General features: G+C 71.6%; 1 pseudogene. It reads right to left on the bottom strand.

Annotated features, from left to right (window positions below):
- Positions 1 to 32: 32 nt before the first annotated feature.
- Positions 33 to 458 (bottom strand): annotated as a pseudogene (locus D7Y13_RS46355) (MFS transporter); the annotation flags it as partial.

Genomic DNA, 458 nt, shown 5'->3' on the forward strand with positions numbered 1-458 from the left:
GCTCCCTGCGGCGTGTCGCCCTCGGGCCCGGGCTAGCTGACCGACGCCGGTGCGGCCTTCGCCCCGGTGTCGGCCAGGTGTTCGTCGTGCGTGCGGCCGACGCGCCAGCCGAGCAGCGCCCACACGCAGGCGACCACCAGGCCGATGATCGCCACGTCGCCGAGCGGCATCTTCGCCGCGACGATGCCGGCCATGATCCAGCCGTTCACGAGATCGCCGCCGCGGTAGATCGCCGTGTCGATGAAGGCCTTGGCCTTGTAGCGGCTCTCGCGGTCGACGCGCGTGAACAGGCTCTCGCGAGCCGGCGCGATCAGCGCGAAGTTGCCGGCGCGGTGCACCACCTGGATGCTCGCCAGCAGCAACGGCGTCGGTGACGCGGCCAGCCACGCGAATCCGGTCGCCACGATCAGCGGCGAGAGCATCAGCAGCGGCGTGACGCCGTATCGGGTCAGCAGCAC

Origin of the sequence: Corallococcus praedator (assembly GCF_003612125.1) — a bacterium.
In the GTDB taxonomy this organism is placed as follows: Bacteria; Myxococcota; Myxococcia; order Myxococcales; family Myxococcaceae; genus Corallococcus; species Corallococcus praedator.